Origin of the sequence: Methylorubrum populi, assembly GCA_036946625.1 — a bacterium.
In the GTDB taxonomy this organism is placed as follows: Bacteria; Pseudomonadota; Alphaproteobacteria; order Rhizobiales; family Beijerinckiaceae; genus Methylobacterium; species Methylobacterium populi_C.
On sequence record JAQIIU010000003.1, the window covers coordinates 2,158,093 to 2,184,305 of the forward strand.

At 74.4% G+C, this 26,213-nt stretch carries 17 protein-coding genes; 11 read left to right on the forward strand and 6 right to left on the reverse strand.

Going from position 1 to position 26,213, the window contains the following annotated elements:
* Positions 1 to 126 precede the first annotated feature (126 nt).
* Positions 127 to 1,248 (forward strand): hypothetical protein, encoded by a 1,122-nt coding sequence (locus PGN25_21540; GenBank protein MEH3120097.1) that lies wholly within the window; start codon positions 127 to 129, stop codon positions 1,246 to 1,248.
* 86 nt (positions 1,249 to 1,334) lie between these two features.
* Positions 1,335 to 1,775 carry a DUF1489 domain-containing protein gene (locus tag PGN25_21545; GenBank protein MEH3120098.1) on the forward strand — a complete coding sequence of 147 codons (441 nt, stop codon included), beginning with the start codon at positions 1,335 to 1,337 and terminating at the stop codon, positions 1,773 to 1,775.
* A gap of 265 nt (positions 1,776 to 2,040) precedes the next feature.
* Here PGN25_21545 and PGN25_21550 read toward each other — a convergent pair whose 3' ends face one another.
* Positions 2,041 to 8,886: a hypothetical protein gene (locus PGN25_21550; GenBank protein ID MEH3120099.1), complete on the reverse strand. Its 6,846-nt coding sequence runs from the start codon at positions 8,884 to 8,886 to the stop codon at positions 2,041 to 2,043.
* 355 nt (positions 8,887 to 9,241) lie between these two features.
* Here PGN25_21550 and PGN25_21555 point away from each other — a divergent pair, with 355 nt between their 5' ends.
* Both PGN25_21555 and PGN25_21560 read left to right on the forward strand, forming a co-directional pair.
* Positions 9,242 to 9,586 carry an Hpt domain-containing protein gene (locus PGN25_21555; protein ID MEH3120100.1) on the forward strand — a complete coding sequence of 115 codons (345 nt, stop codon included), beginning with the start codon at positions 9,242 to 9,244 and terminating at the stop codon, positions 9,584 to 9,586.
* A gap of 128 nt (positions 9,587 to 9,714) precedes the next feature.
* The gene (locus PGN25_21560) at positions 9,715 to 10,035 is read left to right on the forward strand and encodes a 2Fe-2S iron-sulfur cluster-binding protein (GenBank protein MEH3120101.1); all 321 of its coding nucleotides are present in this window, start codon (positions 9,715 to 9,717) and stop codon (positions 10,033 to 10,035) included.
* A gap of 78 nt (positions 10,036 to 10,113) precedes the next feature.
* Here the strand turns inward: PGN25_21560 and PGN25_21565 are convergent, their stop codons facing one another.
* Entirely contained in the window at positions 10,114 to 11,289 is a 1,176-nt protein-coding gene (locus PGN25_21565) for a VWA domain-containing protein (GenBank protein ID MEH3120102.1), read from the reverse strand.
* A gap of 239 nt (positions 11,290 to 11,528) precedes the next feature.
* On the opposite strand from PGN25_21565, the gene PGN25_21570 reads away from it, so the two are divergent.
* Together PGN25_21570 and PGN25_21575 are read left to right on the forward strand one after the other, a co-directional pair.
* A complete protein-coding gene (locus PGN25_21570; GenBank protein MEH3120103.1) occupies positions 11,529 to 11,948 on the forward strand; it encodes a hypothetical protein in 420 nt (139 codons plus the stop codon).
* Positions 11,949 to 12,322: 374 nt separating this feature from the next.
* Positions 12,323 to 12,859, forward strand: a complete 537-nt coding sequence (locus PGN25_21575) for a MucR family transcriptional regulator (GenBank protein ID MEH3120104.1) — start codon at positions 12,323 to 12,325, stop codon at positions 12,857 to 12,859.
* A gap of 1,737 nt (positions 12,860 to 14,596) precedes the next feature.
* On the opposite strand, the gene PGN25_21580 is transcribed toward PGN25_21575, so the two are convergent.
* The 4 genes from PGN25_21580 to PGN25_21595 all read right to left on the reverse strand — a co-directional run bounded on the left by PGN25_21580 (position 14,597) and on the right by PGN25_21595 (position 19,899).
* Positions 14,597 to 15,331 (reverse strand): sigma-70 family RNA polymerase sigma factor, encoded by a 735-nt coding sequence (locus tag PGN25_21580; protein ID MEH3120105.1) that lies wholly within the window; start codon positions 15,329 to 15,331, stop codon positions 14,597 to 14,599.
* 242 nt (positions 15,332 to 15,573) lie between these two features.
* Positions 15,574 to 16,416 carry a class II glutamine amidotransferase gene (locus PGN25_21585; GenBank protein MEH3120106.1) on the reverse strand — a complete coding sequence of 281 codons (843 nt, stop codon included), beginning with the start codon at positions 16,414 to 16,416 and terminating at the stop codon, positions 15,574 to 15,576.
* A gap of 466 nt (positions 16,417 to 16,882) precedes the next feature.
* Entirely contained in the window at positions 16,883 to 18,046 is a 1,164-nt protein-coding gene (locus tag PGN25_21590) for a hypothetical protein (protein MEH3120107.1), read from the reverse strand.
* On the reverse strand, positions 18,043 to 19,899 hold the full coding sequence (locus PGN25_21595; protein ID MEH3120108.1) for a DUF3341 domain-containing protein: 1,857 nt from the start codon (positions 19,897 to 19,899) through the stop codon (positions 18,043 to 18,045). Before PGN25_21595 ends, PGN25_21590 begins: the two co-directional genes overlap by 4 nt.
* A 545-nt stretch (positions 19,900 to 20,444) precedes the next feature.
* Here PGN25_21595 and PGN25_21600 point away from each other — a divergent pair.
* The 5 genes from PGN25_21600 (at position 20,445) to PGN25_21620 (ending at position 26,188) form a co-directional block, all read left to right on the forward strand.
* Positions 20,445 to 23,048, forward strand: coding sequence for an ABC transporter ATP-binding protein (locus PGN25_21600; protein ID MEH3120109.1), 2,604 nt, complete (start codon positions 20,445 to 20,447; stop codon positions 23,046 to 23,048).
* 115 nt (positions 23,049 to 23,163) lie between these two features.
* A complete protein-coding gene (locus tag PGN25_21605; GenBank protein MEH3120110.1) occupies positions 23,164 to 24,372 on the forward strand; it encodes a murein L,D-transpeptidase in 1,209 nt (402 codons plus the stop codon).
* Between the two features lie 190 nt (positions 24,373 to 24,562).
* Positions 24,563 to 25,468 (forward strand): MBL fold metallo-hydrolase, encoded by a 906-nt coding sequence (locus PGN25_21610; GenBank protein MEH3120111.1) that lies wholly within the window; start codon positions 24,563 to 24,565, stop codon positions 25,466 to 25,468.
* Between the two features lie 129 nt (positions 25,469 to 25,597).
* A complete protein-coding gene (locus tag PGN25_21615) occupies positions 25,598 to 25,843 on the forward strand; it encodes a DUF4926 domain-containing protein (protein MEH3120112.1) in 246 nt (81 codons plus the stop codon).
* Positions 25,844 to 25,846: 3 nt separating this feature from the next.
* On the forward strand, positions 25,847 to 26,188 hold the full coding sequence (locus tag PGN25_21620) for a hypothetical protein (GenBank protein MEH3120113.1): 342 nt from the start codon (positions 25,847 to 25,849) through the stop codon (positions 26,186 to 26,188).
* Positions 26,189 to 26,213: the final 25 nt, after the last annotated feature.

Sequence of the window (26,213 nt, forward strand, 5' to 3'; positions counted from 1 at the left end):
CCGGGTCTTATACCAAGCGGCGGATGGCCGCCGCCCCCAAGCCGCATCCCTTGGCGCGGGGGCAGCCGACGATGAGTGATCCTCATCGCCGACTGGTCTTACGGGTGAGGGTTCCTGCGGGGTGTGATGTCGAGTTCCCGATCCCTGACGCCGCTGGACGCGTCGCGCTACGATGCCATCGAGGACGCCGTTCGGGAGACCGAGCGCGGCCGGTGGTTCCTGGCGGAATACGCCCGGCGCAACCGCAACGCGGACACCGAGGTGCTGCTCGACGCGATCCGGCGCATCGAGAACGCCGTCACGACCGAGCGGCCCGACGATGTCGGACGCTTCCGCGGCGACCTGATGGAGATGGCCGACGCCATCGCCCGCACCCGGGCCGAAGTCGCCGCCCTCTCCGCGCCCGAGCAGGGGGAGAGCCGCCTGACGGTCGCCTCGGAAGCCCTCGACGCCATCGTGCGGGCCACCGAGCGGGCGACCTCCGACATCCTCGGCGCCGCCGAGGAGGTGCAGGAGGCGGCCTGGACCCTGCGCGAGGGCGGGGCCGATTCGGCGCTCTGCGACGCCCTCGACCGCCACGCCACGCAGATCTACACCGCCTGCTCGTTCCAGGATCTCACCGCGCAGCGCACGAGCCGCGTGGTGCACACCCTGCGCTACCTCGAGAACCGCATCGCCTCGATGATCGGCATCTGGGGCAGCCCGGACGACGCGGTGCCCTCCCTCGACCCGGATGCGCGCGCGGAGACGGCCGCGGCCCTCGACCAGAACGACGTCGACCGCTTCCTCGACATGGAGAGCCCGGCCCCGGCGCGGGCCCCCGTCCTGCCGCCGCTGCCGACGGTCGCCCTCGACGGCGACCTCGCCTTCCTGCCGGAGGGTCCGGAGCCGGCGCATGGGGGCCCGGCCGAGGGTTTTGCGGAAACGGTCACCGTCGCCGACCAGGCCGTGACCGGATGGGACGTGCCGACCGTCGAGACCGCGGCCGAAGAGACGTCCGATCCCGAGCCGGCGTCGGATGCCATCGAGGCCGAGACCGCCGCCCGGTTCGATACACCGCCGGAGCCCGTGCCGCCGGCGACCGCGGTTGCGGATGAGGCGCCCGAGACCGTCGCCGACCTCGCCGTCCCGGCCGCTTCGGAGCCCCCCGCACCGACGGTCGAGCCTGCGGCGGAGGACGACCTCGCCGCGGCCTTCCCCGACCTCGACGCGCTGAGCATCGAGGAGAAGATCGCGCTGTTCGCCTGAGAAGGGCAGGGCGCCGCGGTGCCTGCCGTCCCTGGACGAAGGGCGGCGGCCACTTTCGCCCCGCGATGCGCTATAGGGCCCGCGTCATGGCCTTGCATCTCCTGAAGCTGTGCGTCGGCCCCTCCTCGATCGAGGAGCTGGAGGCGCGCATCGCCCACAACCGAGCCGAGGCGCTGCGCCTCGGCGGCGATCCCTCGACCGCGCACGTCACCCGCATGGTCCCCAAGCGGGCCGGGGCCATCGCCGGCCGCGGCTCGATCTACTGGGTGATGAAGGGCACGCTGATCTGCCGCCAGCCGATCCGGGCGATCGAGCCGGTGACCGGCAGCGACGGCATCGGCCGCTGCCGCCTCGTGCTCGATCCGGCCGTGACGCCGGTCTCGCCCCGCCCCTGCCGCCCGTTCCAGGGCTGGCGCTACCTCGAAGCCCGCGACGCCCCGGCCGACCTCGACCGCGCCAGCGCCGGCGAAGTCGCCGAGATGCCCGAGAGCCTGCGGCGGGAGCTGGCGGCCCTCGGACTGATCTGAGGGCGGGTCGCCCGGCTTTTTTCGAGGCGACGCTTCGGTGATCCGGCTGCGATTCCTCACTGGTGAAGCGTGCTCCGGCCCCGTTGCGCTGGATGGCTTCGCCTTTCGGCTCGCAATGACGGAGAGGGCGGCCCGCACCGTCATTGCGAGGCTTCAGCCGAAGCAATCCAGGCCGCCGGTACCGGATGCGGCTGACGCGCGGAGCCGGGTATGATCGTCTCCTCCCCGCGATGACGGAGGTAAGCGCCCCCGTCATCGCGGTCCGTCACGCCTCGTCGAACCGGCCGCTGGCGTGGGCGAGCATGGTGTAGACCTTGCCCGTCTCGGAGGTGAGGTAGGCGTCCGCGCGCTTGGTGTCGCGGTCGTTCTTGGTCACCTCGCCGAGCAGCCGCTCGAACTCGCCGACGTAGCGGTCGACCGTGCGGCGGAACTCCGCATCCGCCCGGTAGCGGCGCTGGATCTGCTCGAAGGTCTGGCGGCCCTGCGGCGTGTAGAGGCGGCCGTCGAACAGGTTCGCCTCGCCCCGGCGGTAGCGCTGCCAGAACTCGACCGAGGCCTGATGGTCGACCATCCGGGCGATGTCGGTCGAGATCGCGTCGAGCGAGATCCGCTCCACCGCGCCCTTCGCCTCGGGAGCAGGGGCGGGGGCCGCCCCGGCGCCGTCGTCGTCGATCGAGGCGCGGGTCAGGAGGTCGGACAGCCAGCCGCGGTCGTCGCGGTTGCCGGGCCGCCCCTGGACCGGGGCCGGGCTCGCCGGACGCACCGTCGCCTGGGCCGGCACCGCGGCGGGGGGCCGGGGTGCGGCCGCGGGACGAGCCGGCTGGGGCGCCGGCTGCGGTGCGGGGGCCGCGACCGGCGCGGGCGCGGCGCGCCCGCCCTCCGCGCGGCGCGGCTCGACCTGACGGGCCTGGGCCGAGGGCTGGGCGACGTCGACCGAGCGGTTCGAGCGGGCGACCAGGGCGGCCAGTTCGTTCAGCGCCTCGATCTGCTCGGCCACGACGCGACGCATCTCGCCGGTGGCGTCCTGCGTCTCGCGCGGCAGGTCGAGCACGCCGCGCTGGAGTTCGGCGCGGGTGGCGTCGAGCTCGCGGCGGATCTCGACGGCCATGGCGCTCATCCGCGCCACCGCCTCGCCGAACTGGCCGGAGGCGGCGCCGAGGCTCTCCATCATCTTGGCCGAGGCCTCCTCGATGGCGCCGCGCACCGCCCCCGCCGTGCGGGCGCTCTCCTCGTTCGCGCCGCTGCGCAGGCGCGCGAAATCGCCCGCCACCGCGGTGCCGGCTTCGCGGGCCGCCTGGGCCAGGCTCTCGCCGAGTTCCTGGGCGCGGACCTCGGCCGTGCGCAGCGTCTCCTCGACCACGCTGCCGAAGCGGCCGGTCTGGGCCTCGATCGCCTGGCTGCGCTCGGCGAGGCGGGCCAGCACCGCCTCGACCACCGCCTGCCGGCTCGACAGGCTCTCGGCGAGCCGGTTCTCGACCGCTTCGAGCGTCCCGGCGGCTTCGGAGAGCGCACCGAGATGGGCGCCGGTGCGCTCGACCAGCGCCGTGCCGCTTGCGTCGAGGGTCCGGGCGAGGTCCGAAGCCTGGGCCAGCGCGCCCTGCGAGGCGTCGCGCAGGGCGACCACCTGGGTCGAGACCCGGTCCGAGGCCTGCGCCGTGTCGGCGGCGATCCGGTCGAGGGCCGACCGGATCTGCTCGACGCGGGCCGCGAGCCCCTGCTCGATGGCGCCGAGGTTTTCGGAGGCACCGCCGACGAGGTCCTTGAGCCCGGCATTGGCGCCCTCGATCCGGGTCAGGAACCCGGCCACGTCGCGGCGGACCCGCTCATGCGCCTCGGCGACCGTGCCGGCGGTGGCGGCGGCGCCCTCGTCCAGGGCCGCGCGCAGGGCCTGGGCCGACTCGACGGTGCGGACCACGATCGCGTCGGTGCGCTCGCGCAGCGCCTCGACGAGGGGGGCGCCCTTGTCGGCGATCAGCCGGTCGAGAGCCTGTTCCCGCTCGGCGAGGGCGTCGGCGAGCGAGGCGGCGGGCCCGTCGATCAGGCGCGCCAGCGCCGCGTTGCCCTGGTCCAGCGTCTCGGCCAGGGCGTCGGCGCGGCCCTGCACCTCGGCGGCGTGGCGGCGGGCCCGCTCCTCGAGCGCGGCCACCATCCGGGCGGTGCCCTGCTCGATCAGGCTGGCATAGGCGTCGCGCTGGCCGTCGAAGGCCTCCGTCAGGGCGGCCTGCCGCCGAGCGCGCTCGTCGAGGGCGGCGACCATCCGGGACGTGCCCTCTTCGATCAGCGCGGTGACGGCCCTCTGGCGCTCCTCCACCGTCTCGGTCTGAGCCGCGTGCCGGCGGGCGCGCTCGTCGAGCGCCGCGACCAAGCGGGCGGTGCCCTGGTCGATCAGGCCGGCATAGGCGTCCTGGCGCTCGTCGAAGGCGTCGGCCAGGGCGTCGGCGCGGGTCGCCACCACGGTGGCGAAGGCCCGCAGGCGGGCATCGATGCGGGCGGTGAAGGCCTCGCTGCGCGCCTCGACCGACTGCGACAGCAGGGCCGTCTGATTCTCCACGAGCCGCACGAAATCGCCGCCGCTTCTCTCCACCAGCCCGTCGAGGCCGCGCATGCGCTCGTCGAACACCGCCGCCATCGCCTTGGCCTGGGCGTCGAGGCGGCCGGTCAGGGCCGTCGAGCGGTCATCGACCAGGGTGTCGAGGGTGGCGTGGATCTCGTCGAACAGCCGGCGCAACTCCTGCGCCCGCTGGTCCACGGTCTGCGCGATCTGCCGGCCGCGGCCGTCGACGAGGTCGCCGAGCACGCCGAGGCGCTCGTCGAACAGGGTGGCGAGCGCCCGGGTCCGCGCATCGACGGCGCCGGCGGCCCGGCCGATCCCGCCCTCCAAGAGTTCGATGAAGGCGCGCGCGCCCTCGCTCAGGGCCTCCTGCAGCGGCAGGATGCGGCCCTGGAAGCCCTCGTCGAGGCGGCCGGCATGGCCGTCGAGCAGCCCGCGGATCTCGCCGGTGCGGCGGTCGAGGATGTCGCCCACCGTGCGGGCGCGCTCCTCCAGCGTCGTGCGCAGCGCCTCGACGCTCCGGTCGAGCTCGCCCCGGATCTCGCCCGCCTGGGCTTCGAGGACGTGGCCGACGCGGCCGGCCCCGTCACCGAGCAGGCCGTCGAGCTGTCCCATGACGTCGCGAAGCCCGGCAAGCAGGGCGGTGCCGCGGCGGTCGAGCAGCGCGCCGAGGGAGGCGCCGCCCTGTTCGAGGGCGTGCGTGATCTCCGACAGGCGCCGGTCGAGGTCGGCGGCGAGCGCGCCGCCGCGCGCGTCGAACAGGTGGTCGAGGCTCTCGGCGCGCGCGTCGAACAGCCGGGCGATGGCCTCGACATGGCCGCCCAGCGCCTCGGCCGCGCCGCCGCTGCGACGCTCCACCAGGGCGACGAGGTCGCGGATGCGGCCGGTCAGCTCGCCGTCGATGGCACGGGTGCGGCTCTCGATCAGGCGCACCGCCTCCAGGGCCTGGATGCCGAAGGAATCGTCGAGCTGGCGGGCGCGCTCCTCCAGGGTGCCGCTCAAAGAATCGAGGCGGGCGACGACGCCCGTGTCGAGGCGCTCCGCGCCCGCGTCGAGGCGGCGGGCGAGATCCCGGGTGGTGCGGTCGAGCCGGTCGGAGATCTCGGCGGCGCGGTCGGCGATGTCCTGCGCGGCACCGTCGGCGCCGCGGTCGAGGGCCTCCGCCAGGGCGCGGTTGCCGTCCTCGAACGCGCGGGCGATCTCGGCGGTGCGCAGCACCAGCGCCTCGTTGAGGGCGTTGGCGCGGGCGCCGAGCCGGGTGTCGACATGGCCGGCGAGGGCCTCGAAGCTCTCGCCGATCTCGGCGGCGCGCCGGGCGGACAGGGCCTCCATCTCACGGACGCGCGACGCGACGGTCTCGCCGGCGAGGCGGGCGCGCTCGGCCAGGGACTCGGCGAGGGCGTGACCCTGCTCGACGATGATCCGGTCGACCTCGGTCAGGCGCGAGCCGAGGGTCTCGCCGAGCGCCTGGGTGTTGCCGGCGATCCGGTCGGCGAGGATGTCACCGCGGGCGATGGTCTCCTGCAGGGCGGCGAGCCGGCTGCCGAGCGCCTCCTCGACCGCGCGGGCGCGGCTGTCGGCGGTCTCGGCGAAGGCGGCGTGGCTGCGGTGGAACGCGTCGCCGACCTGCGAGACGTGGCCGGCGATGGCGAGCACGACCTCGCGGCCGGCGCCTTCGAGCCGGGCCTGCGCCTCGTCGGACTGGCTGGCGATCAGCGAAGCGGCGCCGCGGCCGTGCCGGCCGAAGCCCTCCTCCAGGGCGGCGAGCCGGGCGGACAGGTCGGAGCCGACGTCCTCGGCGGTGCGCACGAGCGCCTGCGCCGTCGCCTCGCCGCGGGCCGCCGCCTCGTCGCCCAGGCGGCGCAGGGCCTCGCCCAGGGTTTCGAGGGCGCCCTCGGTGCGGGTGCCGACCTCGCCGCCGGCCTGCTCGGCGGCGCGGGCGAGGGCGGTGACGACCTCGGCGCCGCGGGCGTCGATCTCCGCGCGGACTTGGCCCAGCAGGTCGCGCAGGCCCTGCGTCGAGAGATCGGCCCGGCTGCCGATCTCGCCGCCGGCCTGGGCCGCCGCGAGGGACAGCGCCACGGCCGCCTCCGAGCCGCGGGTGCCGATCTCGTCGGCCACCTGCCGCAGCAGCTCCTGGAGCGCGTGCATCGACTGGTCGGTGCGGCTGGTGATCTCGCCGCCGGCATGGGCCGCGGCCAGCGCCAGGGCGCCGGTGGCCTCGGCGCCGCGGGCGGACAGTTCGTCGGCCACCCGCTGGACCGCGGCGTGCATCGCCTGGGAGACACCCTCGCCGCTTCGGCCCAGCTCGCCCCCGACATGGGCGGCGGCGGCCTGGAAGCGGGTCACCACGTCGTCGGAACGGGCCTCGACGGCGGCGGCGGCCTCGTCGGCCGCCCGGCGCAGGGAAGCGGCGGCGTCGGCGAAGCGGGCGGCCGTCGCATCCGCCTGGGCCTGCGCGGTGCCGGAGGTCTCCTCGGCGCTGCGCAGCATCAGGGCGGTGGACTGCGCGGCACGCTCGGTGAGCAGCACGCTCGCGGCCTCGGCCGCGGTGCGCAGGCGGCGTTCGAGATCCTCGACGCCGGCGCCGACGGAAGCCGCCGCGGCCTCGGTGCCGCGCCGGATGCCGTCCTGGGCCGAACCGGCGCGGGCGTCGAGATCCTCGCCGAGGCGCGCCACCGTGTCGCGCAGGCTCGCGGCGGCGCCCGCCGCGTTGGCCGCGAAGGCGGAGCCGAGTTCGTCCAGAACCCGCTCGACGGTCTGCGCGGCCAGCGCCGCGCGGTCGGCCATCAGGCCGGCCACCCGCTCGCCCGCCGCGTCGAGCCCCGTCGCCAGGGCGCCGCCCTGCACGGCGATGACGTCGTCGACGCGGGCGGCGGCCGCCTCGATCCGGCCGGCGAGTTCGAGGCCGCGGCCGTCCATGGTCTCGGCGGCACGGGCGGCGGAGGCGAGGACCGCGTCGCGCACCCGGTCCATGCGGGTGGAGAAATCGTCGGCGACGCCGCCGGCGGCGAGCGCCAGGGCGGCCTGCGCGTCGCGGCCGCGGCCCTCGATCAGTTCGGAGACGCCGGTGCCGGCGGCCTCGATCTCGGTGCGCAGCGAGGCGCCGCGGGCGGCGATGTCCTCGGAGATCGCCGCGCCGGTGGCGGCGAAGTGGCGGCTCAGGCCCTCGCCGGTCTCGGCGAAGCGGGCGGTGATGGCGCCTCCGGTCCGGGCGAAGCGCTCGGTCAGCTCGCCGCCGCGGGCGAGGAAGGCTTCCTCCAGCCCCCTGGTCGAGCGCTCGAAGGTCTCGCGCACGGCGCCGCCCTGGCGGTCGAGGGCCTCGATCAGGCCGGCGCCGGTCTGCGACAGCGACTGCGCCACCGAGCCGGCGTTGTCGGCCAGCGTCCGGGTGAGCGCCCCGCCGGTGCGCTCGAAGGCCTGCGTCACCTCGTCGGCGCGCTGCTGGAGCGAGGCGGTCAGGCCGCCGCCGATGGCCTCCAGGCCGCTGCGCACGTCCTCGCTGGTGGCGTTGAGCTGGCGGATCAGGTCGTCGCCCCGCGTCGAGACGTTGCCGACCACCCGCTCGCCGACCTCGCCCAGCGCCGCGGTGATCTCGCTGCCGCGGGCGTCGAGGGCGCCGGTCACGCGCTCGCCCGCGCCGTTGATCGCCGCGACGATGCGCTCGGCCGCGCCGTCGAGCTCGCTCGACAGGGTCTCGTGCGAGCCGGTGATCGCCCCGCGCACCCGGTCGGCGCTGCCGACGATGGATTCGCGCTGGGCGATCAACTCGTCGACGAGGCTGCGGATGCGGATCTCGTTGTCGGAATAGGCCCGCTCCAGGGTCGAGATCTCGCCGCGCACCAGGGTTTCGAGTTCGCCGGCGCGGGCGAGCGCCCGCTCCACGCCGTCGCCGACCGCGGCGACCTCGCGGCGCACGGTCTGCGACATGGTCAGCACCGCGTCCGTCGAGAAGCTCTCCGGCTCGGCCAGCCGGATCGCGACCTCGCCGACGGCGCGGGCGACGAGGCGCATCTCGTGGGCGCGCACCGCCAGCATCGCCGTGATCAGGAACAGCACGATCGGCCCGGCGATGGCGGTGGCCACCACCGCCGCCTGGAGCGCGGTGAGCCCGGTGACGAAAGCCTTCAGGTCGCCGCCGGACTGGTTCCAGGCGAGCGCCACGAGGCCGTTGAGCCAGAGGAAGGAGGCGACGCCCGCGACGAGGTACGGCTTGCGCGAGGGCCGCACCCGCAGGGTCTGCTGCAGGATGCCGATGTTCTGGCGGTCGTCGTTGGCCACCAGCGAGCGGTCGGGCGGCAGCAGGCCGCCCTCGCGGCGCGAGCGCCCGCGCTCGGGCGGCGGCAGTTCGGAGGCCGCCGGATCGATGTCGAGGTTGGGGATGCGGCGCCCGCCGGCCCCGGCGAAGGAATCGGCGAGCGGGTCGCCGTCGCCGACATCGGGAAGGCGCGGCTCGACGCGGGCGGTCTCGCCCGGAGCCGGAATGTCCAGATTCAAAGCCTGCTCGATCGCGGAGAGGGCCGCCTCCGCCGGATCCTTCAGCTTCTTCTCGGTGGCCATGCAACGCCTCGTACGCATCGCCGTCCGCCGCGGAACGCGCGCCCTCGCACGCACCCTCCGCAGCGGAGGCGGTATTGACCCGTTCACCTCGGAACCCTAGTCCCTCGGCCCCCGCACCCGATACCCGATCGGTCCGGCGCACCCAAGAAACCTTAACGAAATGGTTACCAAGACGGAGCCCGGCAGCGGGCACCCGCCTCAAGTTCTGACGCGGGAAGCCTTAAACGGGTACGCCCCTCTCCGCCCTGCCTTGTGGATAGCCTCCGCCGCCCACAGGCCGATCACCGGTCTCCGCCGGTTCCGGGGCCGGCCCGGCGCCTCCTTCGACGAGTTTCAAGACAGCATGAGCCCGGACGTGAGCGATCGAAACCAGCCCGCTCCCCTGCTCGACCGCGCGCATCTCGACGCGCAGACCTTCGGCGATGCCGATCTCGCCCGCGAGGTTCTGAGCCTGTTCGAGGCGCAGTGCCGCCGCCTGCTGCCGCTCCTGGCCGAAGCGAGCCGCCCGGCGCAGGAGCGGGCCGACTTCGCCCATACGCTGAAGGGTGCGGCGCTCGGCGTCGGGGCGATGCGGGTGGCCGAGGCCGGCGCCGCGGCGGAGAGCGGATTTCGCGCCGGCGGCGAGGCGGATCTCGAAGGCCTGCGATCGGCGGTCGCCGCGACCCTGGCGGCGCTCGGCACGTTCGGCCTCGAAGCCTGACCGGCACCCGGCGCGACGGAAAAGCGCCCGCCGCCCGCTTGCATTCCGGCGCCGCCGCCCGCAAGCAGGCGCCACGCCGCCGCCCCCCAAGGACCGCAGGCGGACGCCGACACGTCCCGGAGCCAGGAATGCCCAAGATCACCTTCGTCGATCACGCCGGCACGGCCCGCACGATCGACGGCGAGGTCGGCTCGACCGTCATGGAGACGGCGATCCGCAACAACGTTCCGGGAATCGATGCCGAGTGCGGCGGCGCCTGCGCCTGCGCCACCTGCCACGTCTACGTGGACGAGAGCTGGGCCGACCGGGTCGGCCCCGCCGAGCCGATGGAGCAGGACATGCTCGATTTCGCCTCGGACGTGCGCGCGACCTCGCGCCTGTGCTGCCAGATCCGCGTGACGCCCGAACTCGACGGCCTCGTCGTGACGACCCCGGCCCGCCAGGGCTGATCCTTCCTTCATGCCGGTGCGAGCCGCCGGAGCCGTCTTCCGCAGACGCCGATCGGCGGCCCTGCCGTCGCGGAACCCCTATCGCAGCAGCGCCCGCATCGCCCCGTCGAGGCCCTCCAGCGTCAGCGGGAACATCCGGTCGGAAAAGATCCGGCGGACCATGCCGACAGACTGCGTATAGGCCCAGTGCTCGACGGGGATCGGATTGAGCCAGACGGCCTTCGGGAAGTGATCGAGGAGGCGGCCGAGCCAGACCTCGCCCGCCTCCTCGTTCCAGTGCTCCACCGAACCGCCGGGACGGGCGATCTCGTAGGGGCTCATGGAGGCGTCGCCGACGAACACCACCCGGCAGTCGGACGGATAGGTGCGGATCACGTCGAGGAGCGGGATGCGCTCGTCGTGGCGGCGACGGTTCTGCGTCCACACCGCCTCGTAGGGGCAGTTGTGGAAGTAGTAGTGCGCGAAGTGCTTGAACTCGGAGCGCGCGGCGGAGAACAGCTCCTCGGCGCGTTCCACGTGCCAGTCCATCGAGCCGCCGACGTCGAGGAACAGCAGCACCTTCACGGCGTTGCGCCGCTCCGGCCGCAGCCGCACGTCGATATAGCCCTTGCGGGCGCTCTCGCGGATGGTGCCGTCGAGGTCGAGTTCCTCGGCCGCGCCGGTGCGGGCGAAGCGGCGCAGGCGCCGCAGCGCCACCCGCATCGAGCGGGTGCCGAGTTCGCGGGAATCGTCGAGATCCTTGAACGCGCGCCGGTCCCACACCTTCACCGCGCGGACATTGCGGTTGCCGTCCTGGCCGATGCGGATGCCTTCCGGGTTGTAGCCGTAGGCGCCGAACGGCGAGGTGCCGCCCGTGCCGATCCATTTCGAGCCGCCCTGGTGGCGTCCCTTCTGCTCGGCGAGGCGCTGCTTCAAGGTCTCGAACAGCCTGTCCCAGCCGAGCGCCTTCAGTTCCGCCTTCTCCGCCTCGGTCAGGTACTTCTCGGCGAGCTTCCTCAGCCACTCCTCGGGGATCGCCGCGGGCTCGACCGCCTCGCCCAGCGTCTCCAGCCCCTTGAACACGGAGGCGAACACCCGGTCGAACCGGTCGAGGTTGGCCTCGTCCTTCACCAGCACCGTGCGGGCGAGGAAGTAGAATTCCTCGACGCGCCTGTCGGCGAGGCCGCCCTCCATCGCCCGGAGCAGCGTCAGGTATTCGCGCAGGGAGACCGGCACGCGGGCCTCGCGCAGGCCCGTGAAGAACTGGAGCAGCATCGCCCCTAAACGCCCGAGCCGGGCCGGCGGGTCAACCCGCGGATCGGCCGGGACGCGCCCGAGGTCCCGGCCTCGACCGCCGGGCGCGAAGACCCATGGAGTCCTGTGGACGGTGTCGTTTTCCGGTGGATATCGCCCGCCGACGCCTTTGCGCGTGAAGAACAACCGTCACCTGAGCGGAACTATGGTGCCTCGCACAATGCAGGACGAGTCCGTGACTTGACGATTGGATGGACGCGATGCCCGTGGTCTTGCGCTCCTTGAGCGATTTCAAGAAATTCCTGCGCAAGCCCGGGGCGACCCTGCAGATCGTCCAGAACACCTTCGTCGACCGCCAGGACGAGGAGTCCCGCGCCGCCTACCGCCGCAAGGGCCTCTACGAACCCCGCACCCTGCGGGCGATGTCGAAGAAGGCCGCCGTCTTCGACGTGAAGGGGCACGAGACCACGGTGTGGCTCTACTGGGATCGCGGCACCCGCAACTGGCGGTTCTCCGGCGATACCGTCACGGTCCCGCTCAAGGCCTCCCTCGGGCCGCCCGATGCGGTGGTCTATCGCTGCAGCCTGCCGGATGTGCCCGAGCACGGCGGGGAACGCCGGGCGAAGCGCCGCCCCGTCGCCCGTCGGGACAATCGGGAGCCGGCCCTGTCGGGCCCGTAACCATCGCCCGCCGCGAACGGGGAAAAGCCTCGCTTGCGAGGTCGGCGTCCCCCAAGACCGGCTGCCGTCGATCGAGATGGGCAATTCGACCTGTCGCGGCGAAGGCTTCACCCGCACATCGATCTCACGATCTCTCGAAGGGCGCGAATCGGACGCGCCTGACCACGCCCTTCTTCGAACCTCAGCTTGCCCGCATCACCTCGAGCGGTGATGAGATCCCCTCCGCGGCGGCTTGATCGGTGGATATATCGGCCAGATGGGGCTCTTTTCTCGGTTTTTCAGTCGGTTTATGGGAGAAGCGCTGGAATTGGCCTTGAAAGTTTTCTCGATCCTTTTAGTTCACAAGAACGAGGGGCAAATCAGGGTCACTTACAATGTCGGAAAACAGTCAGTCACCGGAACTCGACCGGATCGAACTCGCCGCGGATCTCGTCTCGGCCTATGTCTCGAACAACTCCCTTCCGTCGGCCGAGCTCGCGGGCCTGATCACCCAGGTTCACGCCGCCCTCGTCGGCCTCTCGGCGCCCCAGGCGCCCAAGGAAGAAGAAGTCGAGCGGGCGACGCCGGCCCAGGTCAAGAAGTCGATCACGCCCGATGCGCTGATCTCCTTCATCGACGGCAAGCCCTACAAGACGCTCAAGCGCCACCTGACCACGCACGGCCTGGACATCGAGGGCTACCGCCGCCGCTACGGCCTGCCGACCGATTATCCGACGGTCTCGGCCAACTATTCGGCGGCGCGCTCGGCGCTGGCCAAGGACCTCGGCCTCGGCCAGCAACGCCGCAAGCCGTCGACGAAGGCCGCCGAGACCGCCGATGAGGTCGTGGCCGAGGCCGCCCCGGCGACCGGCCGCAAGGGTGCCGCGACGGGCGAGGGCCGCAAGACCGGCGGGCGCCGCAAGGCCGCCTGAGCCCGGACCGGACCGGCAGGAGATCGGATCCTGCCGGCCGCTCCTGGGCCGGACGGAAGACAGGGGTTGGTGTCTCACGCGGCCGGTCCGCCCGGATCGCCGTTGTCGCGTGCGCGTCGATGCGCCGGCAGACTTCGGCTGAAGCGCTCATACCGGCCAACGGGGCCCGGACCGATCGTGAACCCCATCCGGCACCGTCGTGCTCCTGGATTGCTTCGCCTGACGGCTCGCAATGACGGGGGTTGGGCCCTCCTTTTCGGCCCCGTTGCCGTCATCGCGAGGCGGAGCCGAAGCGATCCAGACCGCGACGCGGACCGGATGAGTATGCGAGAGCATCGTGCTGGATATCGGATCCAGCACGATGCTCTCGGCTTTCAATCTTGCATCGTCTTTTCAGACAAGCCGGCGGCCACCTTTCGGGACGATGCTCGAGCCCATCCAAAACTCCGGCGCCGGCAGTATCGACCTCGCGTCGACGGTGCGGTCGGATCCGGAAAATCACCGACGGAGCGGGAGGAGCCCGTTCAGGCGTCGGGCATCGCCGACTGGATGAAGCGGTCGGAGGCGAGGTCGTCCCCGTCCCCCCACCCCCCCCCCCCCCCCCCACCCCCCCCTTCACCCCCCCCCCCCCCCCCCCCCCCCCCCCCCCCCCCCCCTCCCCCCCCCCCCTCCCCCCCCCCCCCCCCCCCCCCCTGGACCCCCCCCCCCCCCCCCCGGGCCCCCCCCCCCCCCCCCCCCCCCCCCCCCCCCCCCCCCCCCCCCCCCCCCCCCCCCCCCCCCCCCCCCCCCCCCCCCCCCCCCCCCCCCCCCCCCCCCCCCCCCCCCCCCCCCCCCCCCCCCCCCCCCCCCCCCCCCCCCCCCCCCCCCCCCCCCCCCCCCCCCCCCCCCCCCCCCCCCCCCCCCCCCCCCCCCCCCCCCCCCCCCCCCCCCCCCCCCCCCCCCCCCCCCCCCCCCCCCCCCCCCCCCCCCCCCCCCACCCCCACCCCCCCCCCCCCCCCCCCCCACCCCCCCCCCCCCCCCCCCCCCCCCCCCCCCCCCCCCCCCCCCCCCCCCCCCCCCCCCCCCCCCCCCCCCCCCCCCCCCCCCCCCCCCCCCCCCCCCCCCCCCCCCCCCCCCCCCCACCCCCCCCCCCCCCCCCCCCCCCCCCCCCCCCCCCCCCCCCCCCCCCCCCCCCCCCCCCCCCCCCCCCCCCCCCCCCCCCCCCCCCCCCCCCCCCCCCCCCCCCCCCCCCCCCCCCCCCCCCCCCCCCCCCCCCCCCCCCCCCCCCCCCCCCCCCCCCCCCCCCCCCCCCCCCCCCCCCCCCCCCCCCCCCCCCCCCCCACCCCCCCCCCCCACCCCCCCCCCCCCCCACCCCCCCCCCCCCCCCCCCCCCCCCCCCCCCCCCCCCCCCCCCCCCCCCCCCCCCCCCCCCCCCCCCCCCCCCCCCCCCCCCCCCCCCCCCCCCCCCCCCCCCCCCCCCCCCCCCCCCCCCCCCCCCCCCCCCCCCCCCCCCCCCCCCCCCCCCCCCCCCCCCCCCCCCCCCCCCCCCCCCCCCCCCCCCCCCCCCCCCCCCCCCCCCCCCCCCCCCCCCCCCCCCCCCCCCCCCCCCCCCCCCCCCCCCCCCCCCCCCCCCCCCCCCCCCACCCTTTCGGGACGATGCTCGAGCCCATCCAAAACCTCCGGCGCCGGCAGTATCGACCTCCGCGTCGACGGTGCGGTCGGATCCGGAAAATCACCGACGGAGCGGGAGGAGCCCGTTCAGGGCGTCGGCATCGCCGACTGGATGAAGCGGTCGGAGGCGAGGTCGTCCTCGTCGTAGCCCAGGAGTTCCGCGAGGCGGCCGCGGGCGCGGCTGACGCGGCTCTTCACCGTGCCGACCTTGCAGCCCATGATGGTCGCCGCCTCCTCGTAGGACACGCCCTCGGCGCCCACCAGGACGAGGGCCTCGCGCTGGTCCGGCGGCAGCTTGGCGAGCGCCGTCTGGAGATCCTCGACGTCGAGCCGGTCGCCCTGGTGCGGGGCGGTGGCGAGCCGGGCGGCGTAGGAACCGTCCTGATCCTCGACCTCGCGCACGCGCTTGCGGTGGTCCGAGTAGAAGATGTTGCGCAGGATCGTGAACAGCCACGCGTTGAGGTTGGTGCCGGGCTGGAAGCGGGCGCGGTGCTGCCACCCTTTCAGCAGGGTGTCCTGCACGAGGTCGTCGGAGCGGGCCGGGTTCGAGGTCAGCGACAGGGCGAAGGCGCGCAGGCTCGGCACGGCCGCCAGGAGCCCGTTGCGGAACCCCGGATCGACCCGCTCTCCCTGCGCCTTCAGGGCCGCCTCGAGCTGTCCGATCAGTTCGGCGAAGCGGGGCGGCGTGTCCTCGGCCGCGCCGAGCGTGTCGTAGACGCTGCGCAGGTGATCGCCGAGATGCGAGCGGATGGAATCGGAGAGCTTCGGACGGCCGTCGGCCATCGCGGGACGATCCAGGGTCGCTTCGGTGTCGTTGCGCATCGGGCTCTTCGCGATCGGATTCTGTGCAATTGTCGAGGCGGCGCATCGTCCGGAAACAAGCACCGGGCCCGCCCTTTGACAGGGTTGTAGCGCATTGCCCGTCCGAGCGCACCCGCACCGGGCGAATTACCGCCACGCTTGCGCACAGGGACGAGACCCCGACTCCATTGCGTGAGATGGCCGGCCGATGCCGACGCGAGAATGCGGCAAATCGGCCGCGAAGGGGACGGCGCGGATCCCGGTCAGGCCGCGCCGCGCAGCACGGGGGCCGGTCGTGCCCGGCGCGGGGCCGGCCGCTGCGTGCCCTTGTGCGTGCCCTTGCGCACCCGCACCGCGCCGTCGACGATCACCACGGTGTCGCCGCGCTCCAGCTCGGTCCAGGTCTCGTCCCGCGTCAGCGCCCGGGTCGCGATCACCGTGACGATGTCGGTCTCGGTGGTCTCCTGGGCGAAATCGACCCGCCAGTCCTCGTCGATCAGCGTCGCCGTGCCGAAGGGGGCGCGGCGGGTGAGGTAGCACAGCCGCTTGCCGCAATGGGCGTAGAGCACGCGGCTGTCGGTGAGCAGCATGTTGAACACGCCGCGCTCCGACAGGGCGAGCGCGCAGTCGGCGACCGCCGCTTCCAGGGCGGCGGCCCGCGGCGGCTTCGGGAAGCGCTCCCGGAGCTGCGACAGGATCCAGCAGAAGGCGTGCTCGCTGTCGGTGGTGCCGACCGGCTCGAACCGCCCGAGGGCCAGGCGCTTCACGCCCTTGAGCTGGCCGTTGTGGGCGAAGGTCCAGCGCCGACCCCACAATTCGCGGGAGAAGGGGTGGGTGTTCTCCAGGCTGACGCGGCCGCGGTTGGCCTTGCGCACGTGGGCCACGACGATGCGGCTCTTGATCGGATAGCGGCGCAGGAGCTTGGCCAGTTCCGAGCGGGCGCTCGGCTCCGGGTCGTGGAAGGAGCGGCAGCCGCGCCCCTCGTAGAAGGTGATGCCCCAGCCGTCGGCGTGCGGACCGGTTTCGCCCCCGCGCCGGGCCAGGGCCGCGAAGGAGAAGCGGATGTCGGTCGGCACGTTCGCGCTCATTCCGAGCAGTTCGCACATGGAGGATCGGGAGCTTCGCGCGGATACCGAGGGGGAGGGCGAAACTAGAGCGCTCTCCGCCGAAGTGGAAGCCGGTTCGGAGAGTTGCCAGGGCCATCGCTCGAAGCCGCTTGAGCGGCTTCGCGGCGCGAAGAGCGCCTGCGCGGAGCGGGTTTTTCCAAGACATTCGTCCTGAAAAACATCGAGCGGAGCGAAAGCCTGATACGACATCCGGCTGATGACTTCGGCCTGTCCTGCGTCCTTGCGAGGCGAAGCCGTGGCAAACCAGGGCGCGCCCTTTCCGGACATGCCCGCGCCCTGGATCGCTTCGCGGCCGCTCGCGAGGACGGCGTGGGGCGAAACCCGAAGCGATCAATCGGAAACGGTATCAGCCCGCGGAAGCCGGCGCCGGCGACTGAGGCCGGCCAAGAAAACCAGGGCCATCGCTTCAAGCGATGGCCCTGGGAGAGTGCGCGCGAACGGGCGTTCAGAGCCGCGCCCGCTCGCGCCCCGGCCAGGCCGGCGTCACGGCCAGGCCCGGGATCAGGCGCCGGACCACCGGCACCAGCCCGGCCGCCAGCCCGGCGACACCCGCGAGCGCCAGGGCATCGGTGGGGCCGATCCGGAAAGTCCCCCGGAAGGCCGGCGTGACGAACCAGAACAATTCGGCGAGATGGACCGCGACGGCGAGCGCGGCCACGAGCCGGGTGCGGTTCTCGCCGGGGCGCAGGGTCAGCCCGGCGGCGAGCGCCACGACGGCGCCCGCGGCCCAGGCCAGGACGCGGCCGGAGCCGCCGGCGCGCAGCCGGTACCACGCGGCGGCCTGCGGATCGGCGGCGGCGGCGAGCATCAGGACCTGCACCGCGTGCAGGCCGGCCCAGACCAGGAGCAGCACGGCGAGCGGGGTGAGCCGATCGTGGCGGCGCCGGGCGGGGCCGGTATCGGGCGGCGCCAGGAGGATCGCCGCGGCGAGCGCGAGGCTCGCCCAGGCCGCCATCGCCAGGAGGCCGAAGGCGCTGGCATGGAAGCCGCCCGCCGCCCCCGCTCCGGCCGTCATCACGAGGTCGCCCGCCACGAGCGTGCCGATCACGGTATGGAGGCCGAGGCCGAGGACGGCGCGCCCGTCGTCGATGCGTCCGGCCTTGCCCCAAGGCTCGCCGCCGCGGCGGGCGAACAGCAGGGCGAGGCCGGTCCAGAGGGCGAAGTACAGGCCCAGACGCCCGGCCAGGAACAGGTGCGCGAGCCAGGGCGCGGCGGAGAGCCCTTCCGGCCGGAGGTCGCCCGCGGGGAAGAGCAGCGGCGCCGCGAACGGGATCGGCAGGCCGAGCAGGGCCGCCACCGGCATCAGCGCCAGCAGGCCCCGCAGGGTCTCCAGCAGGGCGGTCTCGGGCTGCGGCCGCCACGCATCCGAGCGCTCGATCATGATGACGACGGGCAGGGCGCCCGCCGGCAGCGCCAGCAGGCAGGTCCAGGCGGCGAGATAGGCGGGGGCGAGCCGCGCGAGGCCGGCGAGGTGGGCCGCCAGCAACAGGCAGCCGAGCCCGGCGGCGAACGCCGCCGCCGGCCGGCGGGCCGGGTCGAGGAAATAGCCGCGGGCGGATTTCGCTCCGGCCGCCTTGCGGGCGGCGGCGCCCTTCTCCTGCACGCTCACCGGCGCGGCCCCGCGGCGGCGGCTCCGCCGTAGAGGGCCAGCGGCCGACCGCCGGTCTCGGGCAGGCGGCGCAGGCGGCGCGCCAGGGCGGCCGGGTCGCGGCCTCCGGCGGACGGCTCGACCGTCAGGACGAAAGGCTCGGTGAGCGCGGACGGCGCCACGCCGTCCGGCCGCACCGTCAGCGCGAGGAGGAGGGCGGCGGCGATGCCGAACGTGCCGCCCAGGACCGCGGCGGAAAGGGCCGGCACCGCCAGCATCGCCCAGGACATCGCCCAAGACATCGCCCCGGACAGGGCGGTCGCCGCCGTCGACCCGTCCGCCGCACCGCCCTCGCCCGAAAAGGCCCGAACGGCGAGGAAGGCCGCGACGCCGAGGACGGCGCCGAGGAGCGCGAGACGGCGCGTGCCCCCCTCGTCCCGGTGCAGGGCCGCGGCGGCGTCCGGCATCGGCACCGGCCCGAAGGCGTCGAGCCGCGGCGGCCGGTCGAGGACGGAGAGATCCCGGGCCGCCTCGGCGAGACCGGCTTCGGAGGCGAACACCGCGACGAGACCCGATCCCGTCTCCGGAACACCCTCCGGCGCCCTCGCTTCGGCGCGCGGGTTGTGGGCGAGGGCGAGTTCGCGCGTCTGCGCGATCGAGACCGGCGGCACGAGACGGAAGACGAGGAGCAGACCGAAGCCGCACAGGCCGAGGGGACCGAGGAATCCGACGGCCTCCGCGAAAGCCTCGGCGAGGAGACCGGCGCCGGGGACGGCGCCGGCGATCGGATCGTGGTCGGCCCGCAGGCCGACCGCGACCACGGCACCGATCAGGCCGAGCCCCGTGGCGCTGCGGCGCACGGCGCCGATCCAGAACAGTTGCGAGGGCATCAGGCCGACGAGAACCAGGGTCCAGAAGGCGGGGGCCCCTTCGCCGAGGAGCCTGCGGGCCGCGGCCCCCCGATCGGCCGCGCCGCCGTAGAGGACGGCGGTGACGATCTGCGTGACGTGGCAGTAGAGCGCCGCCAGCCCGAAGACGAGGATGAGCCGGCCGAGGATGTCGAGGTGCCGGCCGGTGACGAGGCCGTCGAGCCCCCGGACCCGGCGCAGGGCCGGCGCGAGCGCGGCGGTGAGGCCCGCGCCCGCCAGCACGGCCTCGACCAGCAGGGCCACCGGCCGGAGGGTGTCCCGGCGGAGGAGGTCCTGCCGGTCGGAGCGCAGGGCGTCGGTCAGAGCGAGGTCCATCAGCACCGCCACCGCCGCGAGGATGGCGAGCAGGGCGAGGCCGCGGCAGGCGCGGGTCCAGGCCAGCCATTGCAGCGCCGAGCCCCGCCAGCCGGCCGAGAGCGCGCGATAGAACCGGGCACGCAGGGTCCCGGGTCGTGTTCCCGCTCCTGCGGCGAGGCGGTCGCGCAGCACCGCCAGATCCGGCAGCAGCGCCGCGCCCCACAGGCCGAAGCCGACCGCGAACAGGCCCGCGAGGCTCACCGGACCGACGGGAACGGGATGGAGCGCGGCGATGCCGGCGCAGAGGAGGGCGGCGGACTGCACCGAGCGGTCGATGCCGCAGCGCCACGCGACATCGGCGAGCCGCAACAGCCCCGCGATCATCAGGCAGCCCGCCGCGAGCCCGATCCACCAGCCTCCTCCCGCCCCGTCGAGGCGCGTGCCCGGCAGGGCGGCCTCCGATCCGGCCCAGGCGAGGATCGGGGCGAGAGCGGCGGCGGCGGCGCGGCGCCATCGACGCCCGGCGGGCGCGAGCACGGCCCCCGCGAGCGCGTCGCCGATCGACGCGACCGTCTCGCCCGGGCCGACGACCGGCGCGCCGTAGAGCGGGTCCGTGCGGGATGCGGCCGGATGGGAGAGGGCGGCCATCGGCTCACGGCCCCCGCACGGAAGGCCCTTCGCCCCCGCGCGGCCGGAAGCGGGCTTCTGGGCGGGCCTTTGGGGATGGAGCGTCTCGCGAGGCCATCCGGCGTCGTCCGCTTGGAGGGGAGGCGGAAGGCCGCCGAACGGATCCCGCACAGGACATGCGGCATCCGACTCCGTTCGAGGTCGGGCGCCCGCGCGCCATGTGCTCTCCCGCACTAGAGCCGATCCCGGCCGCGGTGCAATCGGCCGCGGCTCCAAGTTTTTGTTTCGACGCGCGCTCTCGCATCAAACCGCACTGCGCCCCGTCCTGTGCCCATGCCTCTGGCCGGGCGGCGCTCTTCGAGGGAATGCGGGGCGGGCGGCCCAGGTCTCGGGCTTGCGTCTCGGGCTTGCGTCTCGGGCTTGCGCCGCCGCATTTCCGTGCGAAGAGGGCGGCCCTCATCTTATCCACGCCGACGCCGGCCGGATCATCCCTCACCTGCGCCGCGGACCCCGATCGATGCCGCATCCCACCCCCGCGAACCGCCTGCCGGGTACACGGAATGCCGATGGAGCGTGATCCCGTCCTGTTCGCCTGGGCGTCGTCGCCGCGCCGGCACGCGGCGGCGCTCGTCCTGGCGGTCGGCCTCGGCGCACCGCTGGCGCTGTTCGTGCTCCTGTGCCTGCGCGACCTCATCGCCGTGCTCACCCGCAGCAGCCCGGAATTCCTGCCGTTCCTGCGGATCGCCCTGCCCCTGCCCGGCCACCACGAGAGCGAGGCGCCGATCCTGTTCCAGGGCTGGAGCCTCGCACCGACCGAACTGCCGCTGATCGCCCTGACCGCGCTCGCCGCCGCGGCGCTGCTGCTGGCCGGCCTGGGGGCGGCGGTGGCCTATCTCTGCTTCTCGGTCCAGGCCCGGGCCATGGCGCGGCTGCGGACGCGGGCGAGCGAGGCGATCCTGGCCTCGCCGCCGGGCGCCCGCGAAGATCTGCGGACGCTGCCCGGCCTCGTCGGGCAGGCGCTGGCGCGGATGGGTCCGCTCGCGGCGGTCGGCCTCGTCGTCCCCGGGCTCGCCGGCGCCGCGATCCTGCTCGCGCTCGTGCTGGCGGAGCTGGCCGCCCCGCGCCTCGTGCCGGTGGTCGCCCTGCTGCTCGCCGCCGCCGGCCTCGCCCGGGCGCTGCTCGCCAGCCGCACCGCCGCCCGCCGCAGCCTGCGCCGCTCCGACACCGCCGCGACCGAGGCCGGCCTGCGCGACCTGATCCGGCGGATGCCGGCGGTGCGCGCCCACGGGGCGGCGGCGTTCGAGCGGCGCCGCCTCGGGCTCCGGGCCCGGGCGGCCCGCTCCGCCCTGGTCCGGGCCGAGGCCCGGCTCGTCTATGCCCGCGCCCCGGCGCTCGCCCTGGTCGTGATCCTGCCCGCCCTGCTCGTCGCCACCGCCCTGTGGCAGGGCGAGGCCGCGACCGAGGCCGACAACGTCCTGCCCGGGGCGCTCGCCGCCGCGGCCGGCGCCTTCGCGCTCGCCGCGACGCTCGTGGCGATCAGCCTGCGCCTGTGGAACCAGTATCGGGCGCTCGCCCCCCTGTTCCGGGCCATCGCCGAGATCCTGGCGGCGCTCGCTCCCCGCCCGCCCGGCGCCCAGGCGCAGCGCACGGCCCCGTTCCCGGATGCGGGCGCCCTCGCGGCAAGCGGCGTCGGCGCCTACGATCCCGGCAGCGGCGAGCGCCTGACCGGCGTCGACCTCGCCCTGCCGATGCCGGCGCATGTGGCCGTCGTCGGCGCCCGCGGCAGCGGATCGCGGGCCCTCGCCGCCCTGCTCGCGGGGCAGATCGAGCCCACCGCCGGCGCCGTCACCTACGGCGGCACCGACCTGCGCGCGTTCGACCCGGCCGAGCGCGCCCGGCGGATCGCGCTGGCCGGCTCGGAAGCGATCCTGATCGAGGGGACGCTGCGCCAGAACCTGCTCTACGGCGCCCGCAGCGGCGACCGCGAGGCCTCGGGGCTGGCCGAGCGCATCGCCATCCTCAAGCTCACCGGCCTCGATGCCTTCGTCTACGAGCGCGGGCTGGAAGCGTCCGTCGACCCGGAGGACGACCCCGCCACGGCGGAGGCGGTGGTGGACGCCCGCCGGGCCGTGCGCGAGGCGCTGGCCGCCGAGGGCATGGCCCGCCTGGTCGAACCGTTCGACCCCGCCCGCTACAATCATCAGGCCGATATCGGCGAGAACATCCTGTTCGGCGAGGCGGTCGGCCCGGCCTTCTCGGAGGGAAGGCTCGCCGCCCATCCCTACCTGCGGGCGGTGCTGGAGGCGGAAGACCTCACCCGGACGCTGGTCGATGTCGGGCTCCAGGTCGCCCGCTCCACCGTCGAGATCTTTTCCGACCTGCCCGACGATCACCCCCTGTTCGAGACCTTCTCGCTGTTTCCGGCGGCGGAGCGGGGCTATTTCGAGGATCTCGTCGCCCGCCAGCCCGAGGCCCGCGGCTTCCGCCGGGGCCCGGCCGGCCATCGCGACCGCGAGCGGCTGATCGGGCTCGCCCTGCGCTACAGCGAGACCCGCCACCGCTTCGGCCTGATCGATGCGAGCCTCGAACGGCGTCTGGTCGCCGCCCGCCATTCCTTCGCGGCGATGCTTCCGCCGCGCTATCGCGAAAAGATCGAATTCTACGATCCGGCCCGGCTCACCGCCGCCGCCAGCCTGGAGGAGAACCTGCTGTTCGGGCGCGTCACGCAAGGCGAGGCGGGTGCGGAGGCGCGGGTGCGCGCCCTGGTGCGCCGGGTGCTGGCCGAGCAGGGCCTGGAGCCGACCGTCTACCGGCTCGGCCTCACCGCCCGGATCGAGGCGGGCGCGGCGGTCGCCGGCCAGGGCCAGCGCGCGGTGCTGGGCGAGGGCGCCATCGGTCCGCGGGAGCGCGTGGCGATCGAGTTCGTGCGCTGCCTCGTGCGCCGTCCCGACATCCTCGTGGTCGGCCTGACCCTCGACGAACGCAAGCCCGACGAGATCACCGCCCGCGTCGAGCGCCTGCGGGCGCTGCGGGCCGGGGCGGGTCTGATCGTCTGCCTGCCCGACGAGGACACCTTGAGCCGGCAGGCGCCGTTCGACGCCGTGCTGCGGGTGGAGCGCAACACGGTGGTGGCCGGCGCTCCTCGGGCCATCGCCGCGACCGACGCCTGATCGCTTTGCTTCCCCCGGCTTCCCTCGCAAAACCGCCCCAAAGCTTGGGCACGGGTGCTCCCTGCCTCACCCACGGGCGGCCCTGGCCGCGGGCCGGCCTCGATCGAGACGGTGCATGCTTTCCCCGAACGGCTCTCGACGCCCCGCGAGGCTTTCGCTCCGCGCCCTGCCGGCGGTTCTCGTCGCGCTGCTGACCGCCGCCCCGGGCTCCCCGGCACGCGCCGACAAGGCGAACGCGCCGATTCCCGCCGCCACCCTGGCGCTGATGGCCGCGCGCGGCACCGGCGCCGCCGCGCCGATCGTGCTGCGGGCCTACAAGCGGGAATCGGAGATCGAGGTCTGGAAGCGCAACGCCGCCGGCCGCTACGTGCCGATCAAGACCTATCCGATCTGCCGCTGGTCCGGGCAGCTCGGGCCGAAGACGAAGAACGGCGACCGGCAGACGCCGGAAGGGTTCTACACCGTGGCCAAGGGCCAGATGAACCCGAACTCGCGCTACCATCTCTCCTTCGACATCGGCTACCCCAACGCCTACGACCGGGCGCACGGCTCCACCGGCTCGGCGGTGATGGTTCACGGCATCTGCTCGTCCATGGGCTGCTTCGCCATGACCGACGCCGTGGCGGGGGAGTTGTTCGCCATCGCCCGCGAGGCCTTCGCCGGGGGCCAGGGCGCGTTCCAGTTCCAGTCCTTCCCGTTCCGGATGACCGCCGCGAACATGGCCCGGCACCGCACCGACCCGAACATCGCCTTCTGGCGCCAGTTGAAGGAGGGCTCGGACCGCTTCGAGGCGACCGGCGAGGAGCCGGTCGTCGGCGTCTCGGGCGGGGCTTACGTGTTCGCGCCCTCGCGCGATCCGGCGAGGGAGGCGGCCTTCACCGCCCTGCACAAGGACGAGACCGACCGCATCGCCCGCTTGGTGGAAGAGGGCGCGGCGGCCGTGCGCACCACCTACTCCGACGGCGGGCAGCACGCCTTCTGGGCCGCGCGCATCCGCCAGGGTTTTCCGGTCGGCGACATCAGCCGGCCCGAGGCCCTGGCCTATGCCGGCCAGGAGGTCGTGCTGATTCCCGCCCGCCGCAGGATGCCGCCGGTGCCGGAGGCGGTCTGGACCGCCTGGATCGGGACCGACAGCCCGTCACTCACGATCCGCACCGCGGATTTCGTGCCGTCCTACGCGGCGGCGCCCCCGCGCTTCCCGACGCCGGTCACGCGCTACGCCCAGACATGGCCGAGCCTGACCCGGGCGGCGATCGAGGGTCCGCTGCCGACGCCGGATCCCGCGCAATCGCAACCTTCGATCGAGAAGGTGGCGCAGCGCTGACTGGGACCGGCTCGAATCGGCGTGTGCGTGCACGCACACGGACCCGAATGGCGGCCCCCCATCTCAGCGCGGTACACTCCGTTCCCGAACAGGGGCCGAAGGACAGCCGCGAAGACGTGCGCGGATGCGTGCGGCGGCGCCGCTGCCACCCGAGAAAGCCCGGGACGCTGCCGGGCACTGGTACCGATCGATGACCCTGCCATATCCAGCCAAGGGCGACGCGCTCGTCCTGCGTTTCTGGGGCGTCCGCGGCTCCACGCCGGTCAGCGGCCCGGACACGGCCGAGTTCGGCGGCAACACGCCGTGCCTGGAGATCCGCTGCGGGGACCGCCTGTTCGTGATCGATGCCGGTTCGGGCCTCGGCGCCCTCGGGCGCGGCTGCCGCGACAGCCTTCCCCGGGACATCGACCTGCTCTTCAGCCACCTGCATCTCGACCACACCGCCGGCCTGCCCTTCTTCAAGCCGGTGGTGATGGATCTCGGGTGCACGATCCACACCTATTGCGGGAATCTCGGCGGGGCCAGCGCCGAGGATGCCCTCGGCCGGCTGTTCTCGCCGCCGCTGTTTCCCGTGACCCTCGACGTGCTGCCCTGCACCTTCGAGCATCACGGCTTCCGCGCGGGCGAGCCGCTGACCTTCGCCGACGGCAGCCGGGTCGACACCATCCTGCTCGACCATCCGCAGGGCTCGACCGGCTACCGGTTCGACCATGCCGGCAAGCGTCTCTGCGTCATCAGCGACATCGAGCACGGCGCCGACTGGCCCGACCCGGAGCTGTGCCGCTTCGTCGAGGGGGCCGACCTGCTGGTCTACGACGGCATGTTCACCGAGGGCGAATATCCCTGCTGCAAGGGCTGGGGCCACTCCACGTGGCAGAAGGGCGTCGAGCTGGCCAAGGGCTCCGGCGCCAAGGCGCTCGCGATCATCCACCTGCACCCGGCGCATTCGGACGCGCAGTTGCGCAAGGTCGAGGCCGAGATGCAGGCGGTGATGCCGACCGCCTTCATCGCCCGCGAGCGCCAGTCGATCGAAGTCGGCCGCCCGATCGTGCCGCTGGCCGATCCGCCGGTTCTGGCCCTCGCGCGCCGGGCCTGAGGCGAGCCGGACTTCCTTCCACGCACCGGTGATGCGTACCGGCGACTGGCCGAGGCGCGGGTTTCCGACATTCCGCTCCACGACCTCGAAGGCTTTGCCAACACGCCCGCAAAGCCCTACCTTTCGGACATGACGCGGCCGATCCGATTCGAAGAGTCCGTGCTGGACCGTTCCACGGTTCGCGGGCTGCTGAGCACCGTTGCCCTGCGCACCGACCAGAAGTCCTGGGACGGTGAACTCGTGCCGGCGGGAGCCTCAGGCACGATCGTCGAGGTTCTGAAGGGCGGTGAGGCCTATGTCGTCGACATCGCCGAGCCCTTCGATGCCATCGTGACCGTCAGGGCACCCGAACTGGACGACATCGATGGCAGGTAGCGCTTGCTGGAAGCGGACCATCCCCTCCGCGTTCGCATCGTCCGCTTCGAGAAGATCTCCGATTATCTGTTGAGCCGCCGAACCGCGAAGTCGCTCAGTCGCTACACGTTCTTCACCGCATACGGCTTCGATCCCGACGACCCGCAACGACTGGTCGATGCGATCGACCGGCATCCGGAAACCGGCCTCGTGACACCGCTGCCGAGCGACATCTACGGGCAGCGCTGGAACGTGGTCGGCCCGCTCATCACGCCGGATGGCCGCAATCCGGTGATCCGGACGGGTTGGATCAAGGATACAGCGGGCCCGGCGCGCTTCGTCACCGCGATCCCCAAGGCCGGATAGAGCATCGTCTTCTTCCGAAAGCCGG